Genomic DNA, 20,234 nt, shown 5'->3' with positions numbered 1-20,234 from the left:
TCAATGAAAAAGAAGAAAAAGGAAATCACTCTTTCTTATGCTTCATTTTCCAGTTGTGCCACCTGTATAAAGCCGCAAGTGACTTAATGGCCCTTTCGGGCTCTGGATATGCCGGAATTCCGTTCTCGTTGAGCATATCAATTGCTTCCTTGGCCTCAACGCCACCAACTATGGCAACCACTATTGGCTTCTTCCTTCCGCTTGCCTCATATTCATTGATGACTATCTTTGCGAGGTCTCTTGGATCGAGAACGGCTGTTTGACAGTAGAGAACGGCTATTGCATGCATCTCCGGATGAGCTAGGGCATCTCTAACTGCACCTTCATAGGCCTCAGCCCCGGCCATACCCGTCAAATCCACTGGATTCTTATAGCTTCCAAATGGCGGCATGTGATTTGCAAAGATCTTAAGCTCCTCAAGGTTGTCATAGAGCTTCAATCCTTCCTCTTCAGCTGCATCGGTTGCCATAACGCCTATTCCACCGCCGTTGGTGAGAATAACGACGTTCTCTCCCTCGGGCTCGGGAAGGTTCGAGAGGGTTCTCGCCCAGTCGAAAGCCTCGCCAATTGTTAAAGCCCTAAGAACGCCGCTCTGCTTGAATGCAGCAGTGTAGATGCTGTCTGCACCAGCAAGTGAACCCGTGTGTGAGGCAGCGGCTTTAGCACCGCGCTCGCTCCTTCCGGCCTTTATGATGATGATCGGCTTCTTCATTGAAACTCTCTTCGCGACTTCCATAAACTTCCTTCCGTCCTTGACGCCCTCCATGTAGATGAGAATAGCACCGGTGTTCTCGTCCTCCTCGAAGTACTCAAGCAGATCGGCATCGTCAAGATCGCTCTTGTTTCCAATGCTGACGACAGCCGAAAGACCGACCTTCTCAAGTATTGTCCATCCCATAAGGGCTATTCCGAGGGCACCGCTCTGGCTGATGAGGGCGAGCTTGCCGGGCATTACATCTGTCGGGCCGAAGGTGGCGTTGAGCTTTGCTGGAGTGTAAACGACACCGAAGATGTTTGGACCCAAAATCCTCATGCCGTACTTGTGGGCTGTCTTAACAAGCTCTTCTTCAACTTTCTTGCCCTCTTCACCCAATTCACCGAAGCCCGAGCTTATGATGGGGAGAACTTTAACGCCTTTTTTTCCGCACTCTTCAACCACAGGGGGAACGAACTTGGCCGGGACAACTATAACGGCCATGTCAACTTCATCAGGAACATCGAGGATGCTTTTGTATACTGGGAACTTTCTCCCGCTTATCTCCATCTCCCCGCCCTTGACGTTGACGGCATAGATTTTGCCCTCGTAGCCGTACTCGATGAGGTTCTTCATAACCGCGTAGCCTATCTTCCCGGGCTTATCAGAAGCGCCTATAACGGCAACGCTCTTTGGTTTGAAAAGTGCTTCTACGCTCATCTCCCCCACCCCATGAACTTTACAAAGGTTAATGCGAAAGAGGAGTTATAACTTTTCTCTTATTCATTTGACGACTTGGATATCGGCGTTTGTTAAAGAAACCAATGGTTTTGAACGATCGTTGGGTGAGAGGAGCCATTCTTATCTCATTGTAATCTCTGAAACAGCAATGAAAATTCTTCCCTTAGATGGACCAATCTCATATTGTTGTTCAGGTTTAAAGTGCTGTGGGTTTTATGGTTCTCGGGAATTTTCCATAAATACAACTTCAATCTCTTCCACCTCAACTTTGCTATTTCTGTTTAAATCCTTCCATCTGATTAGCACAGGCTTTTTGGGTTTTCTTTCTTTGTAATAAAGCAAACAAGCTTTGGTTCCGTATCTATGCGTTCCTACTATGAACCCCCTCCCATTCCCGGGCTGAATTAGACAGTAATCTTCTCTCTTCCAAGCGCTTTTATAAATAATCCCATTAAATTCCATGGTATCTCTTGTAAAGATCGCATTAACAAACTTAGCTGCAGCTTTTCCGAGAACAATCTGGAGATCAGGTGTTTCATTAGAAAACACTTCCCTTGCGATACTCTCATCAATCTCTGTAACAGTTACAAATGGCTTAAATGTGAGAAAAGATATTCCCTGGGAATCCGCTATCACAGCGTCTAGTCCGAAAACTGCAACGTGTTTGACATTAGTTGTATAGCTTCCTAAAATCCCGTTTTTTGAGATGAAATATACTTTGTTAGGAGTTACGGCGAGAGCTAATAGGTCTGACGCCTCAAGAGACGTAATATTCCCATCAAGCTTGAATCTCCAGAAGAGAGTGCCGTTAAGGGAGTAAAGCTCAACTCTATCATCTATGCCAACAAGCACATAGTTTCCAAAGAACCTGACGTTTCCATATATTGGGGAAATGTGTGTATCATATAGGCACTCGTGTATCTTTCCTTCCCTAAACTCAAGATCTTTCATCCATAGTACTTTTGTATTTTCCATCAAAGATAGGGAGCCATTCATCAGCAGGACTGCGAGGAAGTTCCCATGGGCATCAAAACTCTTTGGATAGTTGCATATTGGAAATTTTAAATTGAGTTCTTGTTCATCCAGAAACTTTTGAATAACGCTAATACCCTTAACATAGATGGAGCTGTCTTTTATTAGTATATCAGAGGGATATACCGAGAGGTTAGTTGACAGCAATATTCCATCTCTCCCGAGGACATAGAGTTTTGAATATCCCATGGGTTCAAGGTCAACAAGAGCTATCTGCTTATCTCCTTTAGCAATTAACCACCATGGAAGAGTTTTTTACTTTAACTGTATAGCTCTCTGAGGAATAATTCTGTAAACTTATCCAAACAATGCGGAGAATCTTCAGTCCAATACCATTAATCATTTCAGTAGAATTTGTATCTTCAATTGTTATAAGACCCCCTTCAACAACTCCGGCCCATAATGGAGCTGGTTCCTCTAATATTAAGTTTCCAACTTTGTCAAATACATGAAGGGTATCATTAGAAATTATCAATATAAAATCACTGGAAACATCAATATGTTTTGCTTGTATGCTCAAACTCCACAGAGGGTTTACTGGAGCATTTGTCATAGCAATCCCCGATGACAAGAGGATGATGCCAAGAAACAAAATGGAGATAATTCGGAAAATAGCTCGCATTTTTCTCACCTCTGGTTAGCCTATCATTAACTTGCCTCAAGATTGTTGAACATGTTATCAGTAGCAGTTATTTTTATTGATTTTTCTCTATTTAGAGGGATGAGATATCCAATTTGCCTTTATGGAATTTCTGGTAAAATGAAAACGGGACATTTGGGGCCTTTATCTCCAATTACGCCATTCCACATTTTATTCTCACTCACATAAACCACTTTTATCCGATTATGCCTTAGATCATTGATTATCCCAGCTAAAGATTCATATTTCACAATTTTTGGTTTTGTTTGATTGCCTTTTTCCAGAGCTATAACTAAACTTTTATTTTTGAGATGGATATCTTTAAACTGATATCCATTTGGAGTGTAGATTTCAACGAGTTCTTCCATATCATAGGGTGAAGCACAATAGCTCATTGTCACGAAATCACTTACTCCAAAATACGCTTCAAGCATCTCTCCATTGATAGATACGTAAACATCAGGTACATCCCAAGGACTCTTTCCAAATAGCTTGATTATTCTTTGAAAGGCACGGTTCCTAATAATCTCGTCACTCTTCTCTTTAACCTCAAACTCAAAGATTATTTTGTCTCCCTCAATTTCATAGCCCTTGTACTCAAGTTCTCCTGGATAGTAAACGTTCACTGCAAAGTTTGCAGTTCTCTTTTTCACATAGGAAGGGATATAGAATATGGATATCAATAAAATCAAAAGGAGGAGAAGGAGGAAAAGTCTTTTCAACTCCATGACACCTCCATATTACCAAGTTCTGAAAATATACCATCGATTTCACTGTAATATATTCCATCGTAGTACTTACCGTTTAGGATGCCAACGATACTGATGTCGTTTGTGTAGTATGATTTATAAAAGACCGGAGCACCGCTATCGCCTTCATCACTATCCATACAACAAGTTATACCAACATCAAAGAGCCAATAGTCAGTGTACCCGTCCTTATCTCTGTCAATACCAATTGAACTGTGTGTTTCTGTTATGTACCCACATGTTGTGTATGTAGTTATTCCCATTTTACAAACATAGGCTCCTACGTAACTTTCTGCCGTTCCGATAACATTCCAATTTGAGTAAACCCTGTGATCAATATCTCTTCCCGAAACTTTGACTAACATGCTATCTGTAAGCCTCGAAGGAAAGTTTGAACTTAAGGGTGGATTCTTTATAATGGTTCCGACTTTACGCCATGAACCAATACCCCAGGGTTGATATACGGGTTCTCCAGTTACCCCAAATTCTGCACAATGTGCAGCTGTTACAAAATAATCTTCTCCGTTAATTTTGGATGTAAATCCCAGCGTGCATGATCCTCTGAGAGCAGTTATTTTAATTCCACCAATAAGAGTATCAAATTTGTCCGTTGGTGATAACGTAGGCATGCCTGGCTTTCTTTTCTCTATCTTTACTGCTTCTTTTGGTATTCCTATTTTTTCTAATTCATTTTCAAGGAGTTGCAATTTCTCTGGTGTTACATCTGCTAAACCGATGGTTAAGGTGTTGTGGGCTTCATCGGCGTCGAGCATTGTAACTTCAAGTTCTTTGATTCTAAAAAGTTCTCTTGTCTTTTCTTTCCACTTTAACAGTTCTTCAAAGTTGTATTTACTCTTTAGGAATACTATGTTTACTTTTCCTCTGTATTTTTCTAATGCTTGTTTGATTTTCTCCCTGTCCTTCTCATCCTTCACGTACACGAAAATTAATCCTTTCTCTTCGTTAATAAACATTCCTCCGTAAGAAGGCAAATTGGCGGAGAATTCCCCATGAAGCTCATCAATTCCCATCAAACCAGCCAAATCCCTTACAGCTTGATGTAAAACACCAACATCAGGCCTCTTGAACAATCCGTAGGGCATTTCTCTAAATGCAAAACCCCTAAAACCCTTAACTTTTTCAGGCTCTTGACAGTACCACCAAACTCTGGGCTCACTTTTCTCAACCCACCTCCCATTTTCAAAAACCCAGTACCTCACAAGCCGACAAGCCTTGTCCTTATCACTGTTACCAATTCCCGCACTACCAAAAGAACTCAAAATCAACAAACCAAGTAACAAAACACCAAGCAGTTTCCACCGCATTGACACCACCACAAAGTTTTCATAATCGTTATATCTACCAAACTATTTAACTTTTTTGATTTATAATAGTAAAATAAGCTAAGCTTTGAAGAGATTAAAAATCAAAAATCTTGATGAGTAATCACCTCTGTTGATCCCTAACTTCATGATATGAGCGTTGTCAAGGAGAAACTCCGGGTGATTGTTGAGAAGTTCACTGGTTTTTCTTGTTTTTGGATAAGGGTTTTGGGGCGATTCTGGCCGTGAAGATGAGGGATTGCCTCACGGGTGGTGAGAACTAGGGTTTTTATGTACGTTTACAAGCTATCATTGGTTTCCGGGATCGCTTTGAATGGCATAAATCCCATAATCTAACAAAAAGGAGCAATGCTTTAAAGCCATGAAGAGAAAATAGAAAATGGTGATGACCCTTCCCCTCCCTGAGAGGGTGATGAACACACCGGTAGGCTGATAGAGATGACGAAGATTGAAGATGAAAAAACAGCCCAATATACCCAAATTCATAAGCTTTTCAGAAAAACCTTAGAGATTTCCTTTGATGCAGTTGTTATGGTGTTCCTGTTCTTCATACTCTACCTCACCCTGTACTCCATCTACCTTAACTTTAAGCTAACTTACAAGGTCAACGACCCAAAACTTCTGATTGCGAACATACTCGTGACAATTATCCTGATAGAAACCTACAGAATCTTGATAATCTATTTGAGGCAACACCGTGTGAGCATATCCCACATTCTTGAGGTTGGAATCGTGGCACTTGTCCAAAAGCTCATCGTTGCCTCGGATTTTAGGGAGCTCGATGCATTAAAGCTCTTTGCCGTCGGTGGATTGCTTTTTATACTTGGGCATCTATACATTAGGATAGGTGGTGAGTAATGGGAGTACAGATTGGTGAGCTTTTACCGAGGAAAGAACTTGAGCTTGAAAATTTAAACGGAAGAAAAGTTGCTATAGATGCATTTAACGCTATCTACCAGTTCCTCTCAACGATAAGGCAGCGAGACGGGACTCCTTTAATGGATTCCAAGGGAAGGATAACTTCCCACCTTTCGGGGCTTTTTTACAGGACTATAAACCTAATGGAAGTGGGTATAAAGCCTGCGTATGTATTCGATGGGAAGCCTCCGGAGTTCAAGAAAAAGGAGCTTGAAAAGAGAGCCGAAGCCAGGGAGGAAGCGCAGGAAAAATGGGAAGAGGCCCTGGCAAGAGGTGATATCGAAGAGGCAAAGAAATACGCACAGCGGGCGAGCAAAGTAAATGAGATGCTTATCGAGGAGGCTAAAAAGCTTTTAGAGCTTATGGGAATTCCGTGGGTGCAGGCTCCCAGCGAAGGTGAAGCGCAGGCAGCTTATATGGCATCCAAAGGGCACGTTTGGGCTTCGGCGAGCCAGGATTACGACTCGCTCCTCTTCGGAACACCAAGGCTAGTGAGGAACCTCACCATAACTGGAAAAAGAAAGCTCCCCGGGAAGGACATCTACGTGGAAGTTAAACCGGAGCTCATAGTTCTTGAAGAGGTATTAAAAGAGCTTAAGATAACGAGGGAAAAGCTGATAGAACTTGCAATTCTTGTGGGAACGGACTACAATCCCGGAGGCATAAAAGGGATTGGGCCAAAAACAGCCCTTGAAATAGTCAGATACTCCAAGGATCCCCTGGCAAAGTACCAAAAAATGAGCGACGTTGATCTCTATGCAATAAAAGACTTCTTCCTAAACCCGCCGACAACAGACGAATACAAGCTCGAATGGAAAATGCCCGATGAAGAAGGAATATTAAAGTTCCTCTGTGATGAACACGAGTTCAGTGAAGAAAGAGTTAAAAACGGCTTAGAAAGGCTTAAAAAAACAGTTAAGGCCGGAAAACAGTTTACGCTGGACAGCTGGTTTAAAAAATGATAAAGCAAATTCCCAGATAAGCTCAAAGTGGGAGCTTTAGCCCTAGTTTCTCTACTATTTCTTTGTACCTGTTTCTTACTGTGACCTCTGTTACTCTTGCCACTTCCGCCACTTCCCTCTGAGTTCTCTTCTCTCCTTCGAGAAGACCGGCTATGTAAAGTGCAGCAGCAACAAGGCCAGCAGGGCTTTTACCACTCGTCAAGCCCATCTCGTAAGCCTTTTCAAGGAGCTCTATTGCCCTTCTCTTGGTTTTCTCACTTAAGCCGAGCTCATCGGCAAACTTGTTAACGTAATCAGTCGGCTTCACGAAGAGCTTCTTGGGAGTCAAATTCAAATTCCTCGCAATGAACCTGAAGCTCCTGCCAATTTCTTTCTTGTCGACCTTGGCAATATCTGCAATTTCATCGAGAGTTCTCGGAATCTTCAAGAGTCTGCATGCAGCGTAAACGCAGGCAGCAATAACACTCTCAATCGACCTGCCCCTAATAAGGCCTTTTCTAACGGCCTCCCTGTAAAGCCTCGCAGCCTCTTCTTCAACGTGCTTTGGAAGGTTTAACCTCGCACCAAGTCTGTCGAGCTCACTCAAGGCAAAAGCAAGATTTCTCTCGGCGGCATCGCTAACCCTCAACCTGCTCTGCCACTTCCTGAGACGGTAAATCTTCTCCCTCATCAAGCCCTTAACATTTCTGTCGTAACCAATATCCGTCGAAAGGCCCTTATCGTGCAGCAGAATGCTCTCAGGCGCACCAGTCCTAGAACGCTTCTCCCTTTGAGAAGCGTCAAATGCCCTCCATTCGGGACCCATATCAATAATGTTCTCCTGAATTACAAAACCACAATTTGCACAGATTACCTCTCCCCTTTCGGGGTCATAAACAAACTTCTCGGAACCGCAAACTGGGCAAACCCTATGCTTAGTCACAATTACACCCCCACGGTCAGTAAACTTGTCAATTCCCTTATATAAACCTTAAGTTTTTCCAAACTTTAATATTGAATTTGTTATCCAGTTTACATGCTCTTTTTTAAAGGTGATCTTCTCAAGCACTCTGACATCGTCTTCAAGGACGTTGACATACACCCAAAGGAAAACCGGATCTCTCTCACTTCCAACAACAAGGTTGCGGTAAAGAATATCAAGGGTTCCATCGCTGCTCTTTCTTGCCGATAATGGCTTCCAGATATCCAAACTAACCTCGCCCTTTTCATTTAGTATCCTGATGACGTCTCTAATTCTCACGTTTTTGTCACCATTTAATCCTAAATTCTCTTCTCGTTCTGGCATCTATTTGAGCTAAAATCTTTTTAAGTTTTTCATCCGTGATTCTCTCGGTTATCTGACCGGCTTGGTATAACTGAGCGAGAATCAACTCCACTTGTCTCGCAAGCTCAGGTCTTACGAGTTTAACCCTCGTAAGCCGTTCCCTCGCTTCAGGCGTGAGAATTTGCTTCATTATAGCATTTAGCTGAGCCTCTAACTCCATCTCCTGCCTTACCCTTTCTTCTTCTGCCTTTTGTTGCTCTGCAAGTCTCTTCTGAAGCTCCAAAAGTTTTCTCTTTCTGATTTCCTCTATATCCTCGGCCATCACACCACCCCGGATAAAATGATATTTAAAAGTATCCAAAAACTGATTAAAGCCAAAAAGCAAGAGAACATCAGTACTTCTTAAGCTCTGGAATTACCTCTTCGAGCTCCTTCTTGAGCTCCGTAGCTACCTTGTCAAGGAAGCTTCTTCCCTTTGGTGTAACTACCCTTCCCTCTCCAGGCACCTTTGTGACAAACCCTGCCGCTTCAAGCTGCTGAAGGGCTTTCCTAACTATGCTTCCGCTTCCCTTGTAGAAGTGCTCTGGAGCGTGCCCTCTGTTCTTCCTTCCACCGTACCAAGTCCTTAACCTTTCAATCCCAACTGGTCCGTCAATGTATATCTTTCTCAAGACTGAAGCCACTCTATAATACCACCAATCCTCTTGCTCTGGAAGTCTCTCCTTATGCCTGCCTGTTTTAACGAAGGGTGCCCACTCAGGTGGCTTTATTTCGGGAATCTCTTTCAATTTTTGAGCTACCCTCTCAACGAGCAAATCACCGGGAACGTCATAAACTGTTGCCATTCTTCACTCCCTCCCTTTCTTGAACTTTTTCCTAAATTGAGCAATGTCGAGCTTGACTTTCTTAACGGGTTTTTCCTCCCGTCTCTCTTTCGAGAGTTCCTTAAGCCTGAGCTTCTTTAAATACTTTTCCCATCCTTCTCTGGGACGGAACAATATAAACCTTTTGCCCCTCACATCAATAAGTTCACTATCCGTAAGCTCTGCAACTTTCTCTGCTATCGCTTTTCTGTCCATCTGGGTTGATATTAAAGCACCTTTTTTTATTTCAACCTTTAATATCCCATCTTTCTTAAGCTGAGTATTGATCTCGTCAATAACGCTATCGTCTAACCCTCTCTTACCAATCCACGCTTTAGGTTCAATATCGTAATATTTAGCCCTTATAGCTCTTCTCACCGTTCCAGGTAAGCGCTTTTCCATCTCTCTCACCTCAAGCAATCTCGCCCTTACTCACGGACGCGAAGTTTTTTAGGAGAAGCCCTTTTTAAACCTTGCTTAAAGTGTTGCACACTTTTGACCAAAAACCCTTATTAAGTTTTGGTCTTAACGTTATATTGGTGATAGCAATGAAAGTGCTGTTTTTAAGTGCCGATGGATTCGAGGACTTGGAGTTAATATACCCCCTCCACCGCATAAAAGAGGAGGGGCATGAGGTCTACATAGCGAGTAACAAGAAGGAGACCATAACTGGAAAGCACGGCTACTCTGTAAAGGTTGATCTGCTGTTTGAGGAAGTAGATCCAGAGGAATTCGATGCACTCGTATTGCCTGGTGGAAGAGCTCCAGAGATAGTTAGGATAAACCCAAAGGCCGTTGAAATAGCTAAAAAGATGTTCGAGGCTGGAAAGCCAGTAGCAACAATATGCCACGGCCCGCAGATACTCATCTCTGCTGGAGTTTTAAAGGGGAGAAAAGGAACATGTGTTGTCACAATAAAGGACGATCTCATAAACGCGGGTGCGGAGTACATTGACAAGGAAGTCGTCGTTGATGGCAACTGGATAAGTTCAAGACATCCCGGGGATTTATACGCGTGGATGAGGGAATTCGTAAAGCTCTTGAAGTGAATGCCCCTCCTTTTCTTTTTAGGTTTAAACTTACAAATAGCAATTCCGTTTGGCATGTTTTGAAAAGACAGAAAGAAACATTGATTTCGATGAGTACGGGCAAGAAATCAAATTGAGTGCCCAAAGGATGAACTGAGAACGTGAATCAAAAATAGGAAATTAAAATATCGAAAGGGGTCAGAGGACTCCCCTGTCTCTGTTCTCCCCTCTAGTTAATTCAGCCCTACCTTTGCTGAACATTTCCTCTATTTTCTTGTAGTACTCTATCGTCTCCTTGCCAACACTTGGGCCGACCTTCTTGAGCGCTTCCTCAAAGTCTTTCATTGTAACCTTGACTTTCTGCCTAATCTCGCTTGCCCTTGTGCCGGGCTTGATAATGCCCTCCGCTATTGCCCTTCTCATGGCATTTAATGCCGCCTCTCTCACAACTGCCTCAATGTCAGCACCCGTGTAGCCTTCAGTTCTCTTTGCGAGTTCCTCCAAGCTGACGTCCTCTGCAAGCGGAACATTTCTTGTGTGGACTTTGAAGATCTCAAGCCTTGCCTTTTCATCCGGGGCTGGAACTAAGATAAGCCTATCGAACCTGCCAGGCCTAAGCAAAGCCGGGTCAAGGATATCAGGCCTGTTTGTGGCAGCAATAACCACGACACCGCTGTTCTCCTCAATCCCGTCCATCTCAGTCAAAAGCTGATTAATAAGCCTATCAGTAACCCTATTAACATCTGTACCCCTTCTCGGAGCTATAGCGTCAATCTCGTCAATGAATATTACGGTTGGAGCTGCCTGTCTTGCCTTCCTAAAGATCTCCCTTATGTTCTTCTCGCTCTCACCAACCCACTTGCTAAGCACTTCTGGCCCTCTAATGCCTATAAAGTTGGCCTCGCTTTCCGTTGCCACTGCCTTAGCCAGCAAAGTCTTACCAGTACCTGGGGGACCGTAGAGGAGAATTCCCCTCGGTGGAGTGATTCCCATGGCCATAAATGCCTCCGGATATTTGAGCGGCCACTCCACGGCTTCTCTGAGCTGTTGCTTAACCTCCTCAAGACCTCCAATGTCCTCCCACCTAACGTTGGGGACCTCCAAAAGAACTTCCCTTAGAGCTGAAGGCTCAACCATCTTCAGTGCCTCGTAGAAGTCCCTCCTGGTTACCTTGAGCTCTTCAAGTACTTCCTTCGGAATGCTCTCTGCCTCGAAGTCTATCTTGCCCTCCTCGATGAGTCTTCTCAACGCAGCCATTGCGGCTTCTCTTGCCAATGCCGCCAAGTCGGCACCAACGAATCCATGAGTCTTCTCAGCAAGCTCCTCAAGGAGAAGGTCAATCAAACGATGCCTAACCTCTTCATAGAGTCTTTCGTCAATCTCGCTGAGTAATCTCTTAATGTCCTCGTCCTTGTCCGGTACTGTGTCTATCTTCTCAAGGGCTCTCTCGGCGGATTCTTTGAACCTATCGTCCTGCTTAAGCTCCTCAAGGATTCTCTTAACATCTACCTTTCTGAAGTCTGGCTCAATTGGCATTCCTCTTGTGTGGATTTGGAGTATTTCCTTTCTTCCCTGTTTGTCTGGAACTCCAACCTCAATCTCCCTATCAAACCTGCCCGGCCTCCTAAGAGCCGGATCCACTGCATCAGGCCTATTAGTAGCACCAATAACTATAACCTTCCCCCTACTCTTCAAACCATCCATTAGGGTAAGCAACTGAGCAACAACCCTCTTCTCAACCTCACCCGTAACCTCCTCCCTCTTCGGCGCTATTGCATCAATCTCATCAATGAAGATTATGCTGGGAGCGTTTTCTTCAGCTTCTTTGAAAACTTCTCTTAGTCTTTCTTCGCTTTCTCCGTAGTATTTGCTCATGATCTCCGGCCCATTAATCGCTATGAAGTGAGCATTAGCCTCGTTGGCCACAGCCTTAGCCAACAAAGTCTTACCAGTACCCGGAGGACCATAAAGCAAAACACCCTTAGGCGGCTCAATGCCAAGCTTTTCAAAAACCTCCGGGTGCTTGAGGGGGAGCTCAATCATCTCTCTAATCTTCTGTATAACGTCCTTGAGACCACCAATGTCCTCATAGGTAACCCCCAGAGCCGGTGTCTTTGCGACCTCCTTTACGGGCTTCTCTGAGATCGTGAACTCGGTGAACTCCGTTATCTGGACTACACCGGAAGGTGTTGTCGCCGTGACGACAAACGTAAGCTCCTGTCCAAGGACACCTATTCTAATGTAGTCCCCTCTGACTACAGGTCTCCCAACTAACCTTGAATGAAGCCAGTCAACAAAGTCCTGCCCAAACCTAATGGGCTCTGTAGGAGCCAAAACAACTCTCTGTGCTTCCTTGACCTCTGCCTTTCTTATGGTCACCTCGTCTCCAAGACCAACGCCGGCGTTCTTTCTTATTGTACCGTCCATTCTAATTATGCCGAGCCCCTCATCCTCAGGATATGCGGGCCAAACAACTGCCGCTGTGTTTTTGGCACCGATAATCTCCACTATGTCCCCGGGCTGGACGTCAATCTTTCTCATTGCACTCCTATCAATCCTAACAATCCCCCTACCAACATCCCTCTGGTAAGCGGAAGCAACTTTAAGCCTGGTTTCTCTCTTTTCTGCCATCCATCTCACCTCCATTTTAGTGTGATGATCGTGATACCGCTTATTTAAGCAAAAATTCAAAAATAACGAAAGGAATCACTCAATCTTAACCTCAAATCCTTCTTTTTCTTCCTTCTTTGTCGGGTGCTTCTTGGGAACCCTTATCTCAAGGACACCATTGTTGTACTTGGCCTTTGCCTTCTCTGGGATGACTTCCTCTGGCAATCTGATAACCCTTCTGTAGCCGCTGTAGTATCTCTCTATCCTTACTGCACCTTCTCTCTCAAGTTCTTGTTCTCTCCTGACCTGGGCTTCTATGTAAACTGTATCACTTGTCACCCTTACCTTGATGTCTTCTTTTCTGACTCCTGGAAGCTCAGAGGTGATAACGAACTCTTCACCGGTGTCAAAGATGTCAACGAATGGTTCCCTCCATACGCCCTCGCTTCTCATTTCAAACTCCTCTCTTGGCTCGCCGAATGTTCTGTAGCTCCAGAGTCTGGGACCCCTGAAGAATTCGTTGAATATCTCGTCTATTTCTTCCTGAATCTCTCTCATTATGTCAAACGGATCCCATATGTCTCTCCTCCACCATCTCCTTGCCATCCCCATCACCTCCCCCCACTTTTGGTTACCAATAGTTATTAAAATGGTAACCCTTTATAAACTTTTCGATTTTAGTATAAAAGGGTAAGATTAACCTCACCGCAAGATTTATAAAGCGGATTTAACCTTTTATACTTTGAGTGCGGGGCGGTAGCTCAGCCTGGGAGAGCGCCGGACTGAAGATCCGGGTGTCGGGGGTTCAAATCCCCCTCGCCCCACCACTTCTGCGCTTCTAAGGCAACATAAAAATTTAAAAGTCCCATTCCATAGTGATTTCCGGTGATGATAATGAAGGGCATAGTGTTGAGCTATATGAGAAGTAAAGAGAACCAGCACAACAACCACATGATTATTAAGCCTCTTGGAATCGACAGCAGAGAACAGGCCTCGGGGCTAATAGGAAGGAAAGTAATTTGGAAGAGCCCAACCGGAAAGCTCCTTGTTGGCAAAATCACAAGGGCCCACGGCACAAGGGGGGAAGTAAAGGTAAGGTTCGAGAGGCCCTTGCCCGGCCAAGCTCTAGGAGACTATGTTGAAATAAAGTGAACTCTCTCTCCTCTTTTTTGGAGGCAACTTAATGGAGTTAATCAAACTCAAAGAAGGGAAAGCCGAAATTCTTGTGCCTAAAGCAGAGCGTATTTACGATGCTCCAGTATTTTACAATCCAGTAATGGCACTTAACAGAGACCTGAGCGTTCTTCTCCTAAGGGTTGTAAAGGCGGAGAGAGTTTTAGACGCTTTATCCGCCACAGGTGTTAGGGGAATAAGATACGCCTTGGAAACCGATGTGGATGAAATCTGGCTCAACGATATAAATCCCGAGGCGTTTAAGCTGATAATTGAAAATTTGAAGCTTAATTTTGAAGGAGAAGTAGAGATTAATGAGAAATCCGCAACTTTAAAGGACAAAAAAACGTTAATAGCCAAAAACAAAGATGCAAACCTTTTAATGGCTGAAAAGTTCAGGTACTTTGACTTCCTTGACCTCGATCCTTTTGGCTCTCCAGTGGAGTTCCTCGATTCTTCCCTTAGGAGTGTAAAGAGAAAAGGGGTCATTGCACTGACGGCAACAGATACAGCTCCCCTTTGCGGAGCTCATCCAGAGGCATGCCTGCGAAAGTATAATGCAAAACCAGTAAGGGGAGAATTATGCCACGAAAGCGGTTTGAGGATTTTAATCGGAACTGCTGTGAGGTATGCGGCAAAATATGATCTCGGTGTTGAAGTTCTCTTTGCCTACTACAAAGACCACTACTTCAGAGCGTTCTTAAGGCTAAAAGATGGTGCAAAGGAAGGAGATAAAGCCCTCAAAAACCTCGGGTATCTTTACTTCGACAAAAAGACGGGGAAGTTTAAAGTTGAGAGGGCCTTTCTGCCAAGTAAACCGGACGCCTTTGGACCGCTGTGGCTTGGTCCCCTTAAGAGCCAAGAGATCGTGGAGAAGATGAACGCCGAGGATAAAGGCGAACTGGCCGAGAAAAAGAAAGTCTCCAAATTTTTGAACGTTGTTGTTGAAGAGCTTGACGTTCCATTTTTCTACGATATCCACGCTCTGGCAAGAAGAAACTCCCTTGAGGTAAGAAAGCTTTCAGATATAGCGGCTATGCTCCAAGAAAAGGGATATAGAGTTAGCAGAACGCACTTCTCTCCGACTGCAATAAAAACCGACGCTCCCTTTGAAGAGGTGCTGGAAGCTCTAAAATCTCTCCAGTAGCTACACCTTTATGTACTTCCACTTTCCCCTCTTGAATATCCACCAGAAGAAGAGCGCCGTTGTGAAGGTCTCCAGTGTCATCGCAAGCCATGCCGCAATAACTCCCATTCCCTCGATATGAATTATCCAGAGTGAAATCCCAAAGCCGAGAATGTAGGAAGGTATTATTCTAAACAAGAGCTTGCTTATGGCCGTTACATACATAGGGCTCTTCGTGTCTCCAGCACCCCTGAGGGCACCGCTGAGAACAAAAGTCCACCCAAGCGGAATCTCACTTATTCCCACGATTATGAGGTAGATGCTTGCGAGCCTAAGAACTTCGGCATAGTTCGGGTCGCTCTTTGTGACAAACGGCATGACAAGGTATTTGGGGAAAACCACCAGTATTATTGCCATAACCCCCATGAACACGGAGACCATTTTTAATGCCTCATAGACTACTTTCTCAGCCTTCTCTGGATTCCCTTCTCCAAGGCTCTGACCGACTAAAGCTGATGCAGCAACGTTAAACCCAAATGCGGGCATATAGGCAATGCTCTCCACCCTGAGGCCCACTTGATGGGCCGCCAAGGCTATGGTACCAAAACGCGTGACTATACTGATGTAGAGGAAGTTGTAAAAGCTGAAGATAGCCCTTTCAATGGTTGCAGGGATCCCTATTCTTAAGATTCTCTTTATGGTTTCGAGTTCAGGTTTAAAGGATGGTCTAAACTTTAAAACGAGAGAACCCCTTAGAAAGAGAACCAACCCCACTATAAAGGCAAGGAGAATTGATAAGCCTGAAGCTAACGCCGCTCCAACGACCCCAAGCCTCGGAAGACCGAAGTGCCCGAATATTAAACCGTAGTTTAAGAAAACGTTTGCCCCATTGGTAAGCAAACTAAGCTTCATTGGGGTTTTTGTATCTCCGGCACCTCTAAGGGCACTAAAAGCTGCAAATGCCATAAAATTCACAGGATAAAACAGGAAGAAGACACGGATATACGAGTACCCAAGTCTCACAACCTCTTCACTCGCACCCATTATTCTCAACGCATCATCTCCAAAGAAAAGACCGAACAGCATCACCGGAATGCTCATTATAAATGCCAGATATATGCTCTGCTCAAGCACCTTCTCAGCGGTCTCAATGTCCTTGGCACCTACAAATCTGGCAACCAGTGCAAGGGTTCCAGTAGAGATTGCAAACATGAGCGGCATCATAAACCAAGAAAACTGCCCCCCAAGGCCAACGCTTGCTATGGCCAAAGAGCCGAGCTGTCCCACCATTATCATGTCCACTAGGTTTACCAGCGTCTGGCCTATATTAGCGAGGATGGCAGGCCATGCTAACGCCCATAGCCCTTTTCTTAGTTCGCCGTCCATGGTGCTCACTTAGATTATTGTCTTAACGGTTAGAGACAGAATAAAAAGAAGCATAGGGGGTTAAAAATCTTTTGCTAAAAGGGAATCGAGGTTGAAGACCTTAAGACCAAAGCGCTCTAAGGCTTCTTCTATCTGCTCTTCGCTCAATCTGTAATCAAAAACAAATCCTTTTAGCCCCGCTTTTGCTTCTTCTTTGCTAAATCCAAAGAGGCGAACCATTATCTCCAAAGCTTCTTCCTTCCTTTCCTTTAACCTTTCGGTGTTCTCCTTGTACAACTCCATAAATTCTTTGAAAATCTCCCCGTTAGTTTTTAGGAACTCCCTATTTACTCCCAAAGTACAGCAAGGATAAAGACCAAACTTTTCCGTGTACCTATACACCTTAAACCCTTTCTTTCCCAGCTTGCTCAGATAGGGCTCCCATATGCTCAGACCGTCAATTTCCCCTTCTAAAAATGACTTTATTATCTCCTCCGGCTTCCTGAAGTAGACCACGTTAACCTTGCCAATGAGATCGTGCTTTTCTAAAAAGAGCTTCAGCATCGTTTCCATCGTGGAGAGCTCAGACGAGCCTATGATTATTCCCTCTTTGAGTTCTTTCCTAACAACAAGGCCACTTCCCCCAAAACCACAGCCCGCAGCGATTCTCAAACTCTTGGTCAAAAGTCCAAAAAGTACTTGGGTCACTAATGGTGAACATGCCAGATCGACTTTGCCCAATGCTAAGGCATTGGTAAGCTCCAAAGCGCTGCTGTAAACGATTACCCTAACATCATGCTTTTTTTCAAGATCTCTGGCTGTCAAAAGGGCATGGGGATACTCAGCGGCCTTTAACACCCCAAGCCTGAGAAGTCCCTTAATAGGAAACGGCGCCTCTTCAACAATCCATATCCTATATGCCTTTCTCCCAACTTCTCTTCTCACAATTCTTTTTTCAGATTCGAGGCTTTCAATGGCCTCAGCTATCGTGGATCTGGAGTACCCGAGTTCGTAAAGCTCACTTTGAAGTGCCCCTTCATGGGATTTTTCCCAAAGATACTTCAAAATGTCATCTCTGGCACTCATGAGAAAGGATAAGAACGTAGTGCTTTTATAATTTATCTCCAAAAAAGAAAGAAAATCAGAGGACGTTCTTTGCCTTCTTCCACTTGTGACTCCAGCTGTATTTCCTCATTCTACTGCTTCTTCCAAAACCGCAGGCCGCACAGTAGCCTTTTCTAACGTTAAAGGACTTTCTCCCGCATCTCCTGCACTTTATGTGAGTGGGAGTTCTGTTTCTTTTTCCATGAGGGGCTGTTCCACTTCCCACGAAGCCTCACCTCTCGCTCATTCTATCTCAACCGGGGAGATGGCCAAAACATTGTCCCCTCTAATAACGATCTTGCCATAGTTCTTCTTTGGCTCACCCTCTTCAATAAACTGGGCATCAGCCAAAACAACGTTCAGGTGGATATCATAACCGATGAGTCTTCCCCTAAACTCAGCTCCTCTCTTGAGGATCACCAAAACTTCCTTATCAAGTGACTTGTGTATAACATCGAGTGGTCTTTCCGCCATTTTTCTTCCCTCCTAAATAATCAAAGATAGAGCTCACAGTGATAACGGGAAGTTTGCTTTATAACTCTTTCCCTTCTTGAGCATAAGTCTAATTAAGGGGGAAAGCAAAAGAAGGTTAGGTTGAAAAAATGAAGCTAATCTATGTATCAAGAACGGTCATGGAACGGGTCTCAGGAGTTGAAAAGGAAAAAAGATTTTAATAATAACAACCGTGGAGAGTCTCTTGAAATATCTCTGAGCCTCCTTGAAGCTGCTAAAGAGTACGAGGCAGAGCCCAAAAGGAACTCTAAAGTACGCAGGGAGAGCCGTTATAGAAGCTTACGGCATTAATTAGGAAGAGACAGTAAAAGAACCACTATAGGAGCAAATTACGACAACGATGCTCCAGCTTTGAACCATTACGACTGTCTGTTATGAAAAATGGGGAATTCACAATACTCTGAGGTGATAGCATGGAAATTGGGGTTGTAGGAAAGCCAAACGTGGGGAAGTCCACATTTTTCGCCGCTGCCACGCTTGTGGATGTGCAAATAGCGAATTATCCTTTCACAACAATAGAGGCCAACATAGGAGTTAGCTACGCAACCGCGGAGCATCCATGCAAAGAGCTCAACTGCACTCCAAATCCACAGAACTATCAGTACCAAGACGGAATTGCCCTAATTCCAATAAAGATGATAGACGTTGCTGGATTAGTACCCGGAGCTCATGAGGGGAGGGGTTTGGGGAACAAGTTCTTAGACGACTTAAGGATGGCATCCGCTTTAATACATGTGGTTGATGCAACCGGAAAAACCGATGCCGAAGGACAACCAACTGATTACCACGATCCCGTCGAGGATATAGAATTTTTGGAGAAAGAAATAGACTACTGGATATACGGAATTCTAAGAAAAAACTGGGAGAAGTTTGCCAAGAGGATAAAAATGCAGGGTTTAAAGCTTTCCAAGGCAATAGCTGAGCAGCTTACTGGAATTGGGGTTAGTGAAGATGACGTACTCGGTGCCATGCACAGGGTAAATTTGAGCGATGACCCAACAAAATGGAGCGAGGAAGAGCTCTTTAACTTTGTTAGAGAACTTAGAAAGATAAACAAGCCCATAATCATAGCCGCAAACAAAGCCGACGCTGCCGACGATGAGCAGATAAAACGATTAATAAGAGAAGGTGAGAAAAGGGGATACATAGTAGTGCCTACTTCGGCAGCTGCCGAGCTAACACTCAGAAAAGCCGCTAAAGCAGGGTACATTGACTACATCCCGGGGTCGGGGGATTTTAAAATCTTAAAGCCTTTGAACGAAAAGCAAAAGCACGGGTTGGAGCTAATCAGGGAGAAGGTGCTCAACAGATTCGGATCTACCGGAGTTCAGGAGGTGATAAACAGAGCAGTTTTTGGACTCCTTCAACTAATTCCAGTTTATCCCGTGGAGGATGAGCACAAGCTAACAGATCAATTTGGAAACGTTCTGCCGCATGTGTTCTTAATGAAGAAGGGCTCAACACCGAGAGACCTTGCGTTTAAAGTGCACACCGATTTGGGGAAGACCTTCCTTTATGCCATCAATGCCAAAACCCACAGAAGGATTGGGGAAGATTACCAGCTTGAGTTCAACGACATCATAAAGATAGTTGCCACCGCTAGGTAGATCCCTTTTCTTTTATAAGCTCCTGGTAGAGCCTTGGCTCGACATCTTCCTCTTTTAATTCAAGTTCCCTCGCAACCTCCCATATTTTCCTTTTCGCTTCTTCCACGTCATCGCTTATGACCTCTATATCCAGAAAATCCCCGAGCCCCTCAACCCGATTTAGCTCAAAGGTAACGTTGCCAAGTCTGTACACATGCCGGTGTTTCTTAACCCATACATCCTCTTTGAACCCCAAGCGCCTCAAAATCTCCCTGATTTTGTCAAAATCCTTCACTTCTACCTCTATCTCGTCAAATTCCTCATTTTTCTGGTCTTTGATCTCCTTGTATCCCAGGATTATTTCACCTGTATTTACAATACGCCTAATGCGAAGAAGGTTGGGGAGAGGAATATCAAAGTAGAGATCCTCCTGAACTTCTTCTCTAACCAGTTCAGCCCCCAGTTTCTCTATCTTCTTCTTTGTTTCATCGAAGAGAACCCTGAACTTCACTTCAACTTCCAT

At 44.2% G+C, this 20,234-nt stretch carries 23 protein-coding genes and 1 tRNA gene; 7 read left to right on the top strand and 17 right to left on the bottom strand.

The window, feature by feature from the left end:
• Positions 1-25: 25 nt before the first annotated feature.
• The 5 genes from acs to ADU37_RS02295 form a co-directional block, all read right to left on the bottom strand.
• Positions 26-1,414: an acetate--CoA ligase alpha subunit gene (gene acs, locus ADU37_RS02310; RefSeq protein ID WP_058946100.1), complete on the bottom strand. Its 1,389-nt coding sequence runs from the start codon at positions 1,412-1,414 to the stop codon at positions 26-28.
• Between the two features lie 234 nt (positions 1,415-1,648).
• Positions 1,649-2,656, bottom strand: a complete 1,008-nt coding sequence (locus tag ADU37_RS02305; protein WP_238981987.1) for an adenosylmethionine-8-amino-7-oxononanoate aminotransferase — start codon at positions 2,654-2,656, stop codon at positions 1,649-1,651.
• 37 nt (positions 2,657-2,693) lie between these two features.
• Positions 2,694-3,020: a hypothetical protein gene (locus tag ADU37_RS11555; RefSeq protein ID WP_238981986.1), complete on the bottom strand. Its 327-nt coding sequence runs from the start codon at positions 3,018-3,020 to the stop codon at positions 2,694-2,696.
• 188 nt (positions 3,021-3,208) lie between these two features.
• Positions 3,209-3,835: a hypothetical protein gene (locus tag ADU37_RS02300; RefSeq protein ID WP_058946099.1), complete on the bottom strand. Its 627-nt coding sequence runs from the start codon at positions 3,833-3,835 to the stop codon at positions 3,209-3,211.
• The gene (locus tag ADU37_RS02295) at positions 3,826-5,181 is read right to left on the bottom strand and encodes a S1 family peptidase (protein WP_058946098.1); all 1,356 of its coding nucleotides are present in this window, start codon (positions 5,179-5,181) and stop codon (positions 3,826-3,828) included. The genes ADU37_RS02300 and ADU37_RS02295 overlap by 10 nt, the downstream gene beginning before the upstream one ends.
• Positions 5,182-5,637: 456 nt before the next feature.
• On the opposite strand from ADU37_RS02295, the gene ADU37_RS02290 reads away from it, so the two are divergent.
• Together ADU37_RS02290 and fen are read left to right on the top strand one after the other, a co-directional pair.
• Positions 5,638-6,057, top strand: coding sequence for a phosphate-starvation-inducible PsiE family protein (locus ADU37_RS02290; RefSeq protein ID WP_058946097.1), 420 nt, complete (start codon positions 5,638-5,640; stop codon positions 6,055-6,057).
• Positions 6,057-7,079: a flap endonuclease-1 gene (fen, locus tag ADU37_RS02285; RefSeq protein ID WP_058946096.1), complete on the top strand. Its 1,023-nt coding sequence runs from the start codon at positions 6,057-6,059 to the stop codon at positions 7,077-7,079. Before ADU37_RS02290 ends, fen begins: the two co-directional genes overlap by 1 nt.
• Positions 7,080-7,101: 22 nt before the next feature.
• Here fen and ADU37_RS02280 read toward each other — a convergent pair whose 3' ends face one another.
• The 5 genes from ADU37_RS02280 to ADU37_RS02260 form a co-directional block, all read right to left on the bottom strand.
• The gene (locus ADU37_RS02280; RefSeq protein ID WP_058946095.1) at positions 7,102-8,001 is read right to left on the bottom strand and encodes a transcription initiation factor IIB; all 900 of its coding nucleotides are present in this window, start codon (positions 7,999-8,001) and stop codon (positions 7,102-7,104) included.
• 48 nt (positions 8,002-8,049) lie between these two features.
• A complete protein-coding gene (locus tag ADU37_RS02275) occupies positions 8,050-8,364 on the bottom strand; it encodes a hypothetical protein (RefSeq protein WP_058946094.1) in 315 nt (104 codons plus the stop codon).
• Positions 8,327-8,665 carry a DNA-binding protein gene (locus tag ADU37_RS02270; protein WP_058946093.1) on the bottom strand — a complete coding sequence of 113 codons (339 nt, stop codon included), beginning with the start codon at positions 8,663-8,665 and terminating at the stop codon, positions 8,327-8,329. The genes ADU37_RS02275 and ADU37_RS02270 overlap by 38 nt, the downstream gene beginning before the upstream one ends.
• A 70-nt stretch (positions 8,666-8,735) precedes the next feature.
• The gene (locus tag ADU37_RS02265) at positions 8,736-9,188 is read right to left on the bottom strand and encodes a 30S ribosomal protein S19e (protein ID WP_058946092.1); all 453 of its coding nucleotides are present in this window, start codon (positions 9,186-9,188) and stop codon (positions 8,736-8,738) included.
• Between the two features lie 3 nt (positions 9,189-9,191).
• Positions 9,192-9,608: a YhbY family RNA-binding protein gene (locus ADU37_RS02260; protein ID WP_058946091.1), complete on the bottom strand. Its 417-nt coding sequence runs from the start codon at positions 9,606-9,608 to the stop codon at positions 9,192-9,194.
• Positions 9,609-9,754: 146 nt separating this feature from the next.
• Here ADU37_RS02260 and pfpI point away from each other — a divergent pair, with 146 nt between their 5' ends.
• Positions 9,755-10,255, top strand: a complete 501-nt coding sequence (pfpI, locus tag ADU37_RS02255; RefSeq protein WP_058946090.1) for a deglycase PfpI — start codon at positions 9,755-9,757, stop codon at positions 10,253-10,255.
• A gap of 177 nt (positions 10,256-10,432) precedes the next feature.
• Here pfpI and ADU37_RS02250 read toward each other — a convergent pair whose 3' ends face one another.
• Both ADU37_RS02250 and ADU37_RS02245 read right to left on the bottom strand, forming a co-directional pair.
• Positions 10,433-12,865, bottom strand: coding sequence for a CDC48 family AAA ATPase (locus ADU37_RS02250; protein ID WP_058946089.1), 2,433 nt, complete (start codon positions 12,863-12,865; stop codon positions 10,433-10,435).
• 75 nt (positions 12,866-12,940) lie between these two features.
• Complete coding sequence (locus ADU37_RS02245; protein ID WP_203226258.1) at positions 12,941-13,450, bottom strand: Hsp20/alpha crystallin family protein; 510 nt, start codon at positions 13,448-13,450, stop codon at positions 12,941-12,943.
• 144 nt (positions 13,451-13,594) lie between these two features.
• Between ADU37_RS02245 and ADU37_RS02240 the strand changes: the two genes are divergently transcribed.
• The 3 genes from ADU37_RS02240 (at position 13,595) to ADU37_RS02230 (ending at position 15,164) form a co-directional block, all read left to right on the top strand.
• Positions 13,595-13,671, top strand: a tRNA-Phe gene (locus ADU37_RS02240).
• Between the two features lie 61 nt (positions 13,672-13,732).
• The gene (locus tag ADU37_RS02235) at positions 13,733-13,996 is read left to right on the top strand and encodes a 50S ribosomal protein L35ae (RefSeq protein WP_058946087.1); all 264 of its coding nucleotides are present in this window, start codon (positions 13,733-13,735) and stop codon (positions 13,994-13,996) included.
• 31 nt (positions 13,997-14,027) lie between these two features.
• Positions 14,028-15,164: a tRNA (guanine(10)-N(2))-dimethyltransferase gene (locus ADU37_RS02230; protein ID WP_058946086.1), complete on the top strand. Its 1,137-nt coding sequence runs from the start codon at positions 14,028-14,030 to the stop codon at positions 15,162-15,164.
• On the opposite strand, the gene ADU37_RS02225 is transcribed toward ADU37_RS02230, so the two are convergent.
• Genes ADU37_RS02225 through ADU37_RS02210 form a run of 4 tightly spaced genes read right to left on the bottom strand, consistent with a single transcriptional unit; the run spans position 15,165 to position 18,086 of the window.
• Positions 15,165-16,529 (bottom strand): MATE family efflux transporter, encoded by a 1,365-nt coding sequence (locus ADU37_RS02225; protein ID WP_058946085.1) that lies wholly within the window; start codon positions 16,527-16,529, stop codon positions 15,165-15,167.
• Positions 16,530-16,589: 60 nt separating this feature from the next.
• Positions 16,590-17,594 (bottom strand): ABC transporter substrate-binding protein, encoded by a 1,005-nt coding sequence (locus ADU37_RS02220; protein WP_058946084.1) that lies wholly within the window; start codon positions 17,592-17,594, stop codon positions 16,590-16,592.
• A 55-nt stretch (positions 17,595-17,649) separates the two neighbouring features.
• The gene (locus ADU37_RS02215; RefSeq protein ID WP_058946083.1) at positions 17,650-17,838 is read right to left on the bottom strand and encodes a 50S ribosomal protein L37e; all 189 of its coding nucleotides are present in this window, start codon (positions 17,836-17,838) and stop codon (positions 17,650-17,652) included.
• A 17-nt stretch (positions 17,839-17,855) separates the two neighbouring features.
• On the bottom strand, positions 17,856-18,086 hold the full coding sequence (locus ADU37_RS02210; RefSeq protein ID WP_058946082.1) for an LSm family protein: 231 nt from the start codon (positions 18,084-18,086) through the stop codon (positions 17,856-17,858).
• Positions 18,087-18,538: 452 nt separating this feature from the next.
• On the opposite strand from ADU37_RS02210, the gene ADU37_RS02205 reads away from it, so the two are divergent.
• Positions 18,539-19,732 carry a redox-regulated ATPase YchF gene (locus ADU37_RS02205; RefSeq protein ID WP_058946081.1) on the top strand — a complete coding sequence of 398 codons (1,194 nt, stop codon included), beginning with the start codon at positions 18,539-18,541 and terminating at the stop codon, positions 19,730-19,732.
• On the opposite strand, the gene cyaB is transcribed toward ADU37_RS02205, so the two are convergent.
• The gene (gene cyaB / locus ADU37_RS02200) at positions 19,725-20,234 is read right to left on the bottom strand and encodes a class IV adenylate cyclase (protein WP_058946080.1); all 510 of its coding nucleotides are present in this window, start codon (positions 20,232-20,234) and stop codon (positions 19,725-19,727) included. The two genes, ADU37_RS02205 and cyaB, sit on opposite strands and share 8 nt — an antisense overlap.

This window comes from Thermococcus sp. 2319x1, from assembly GCF_001484685.1.
GTDB lineage: Archaea > Methanobacteriota_B > Thermococci > Thermococcales > Thermococcaceae > Thermococcus_A.
Note: the sequence above shows the minus strand (reverse complement) of the source record. Positions and strands in the feature narration are given on the sequence as shown.